Origin of the sequence: Pseudoalteromonas sp. P1-13-1a (assembly GCF_001401875.1) — a bacterium.
Taxonomy (GTDB): domain Bacteria; phylum Pseudomonadota; class Gammaproteobacteria; order Enterobacterales; family Alteromonadaceae; genus Pseudoalteromonas.
The window spans coordinates 1-219 of the sequence record NZ_LKDV01000151.1; the positions used below are offsets into that span (position 1 = coordinate 1).

The window sequence follows — 219 nt, forward strand, 5'->3', positions numbered from 1 at the left end:
CATGGTGCGGAAGGAGAGACTTGAACTCTCACATCCTAAGATACTGGAACCTAAATCCAGCGCGTCTACCAATTCCGCCACTCCCGCATACATTTTTATATTTAAACTCTTAACAGAGCAATTCTTTATAGCAACGTTTCTTTGGTAGAAGAAGTTGGCTGGGATACCAGGATTTGAACCTGGGAATGCCAGGATCAAAACCTGGTGCCTTACCGCTTG

At 44.7% G+C, this 219-nt stretch carries 1 tRNA gene; it reads right to left on the reverse strand.

What is annotated here, in order from left to right:
- Positions 1-2: 2 nt before the first annotated feature.
- A tRNA-Leu gene (locus AN391_RS20220) sits at positions 3-87 on the reverse strand.
- Between the last annotated feature and the right edge of the window lie 132 nt (positions 88-219).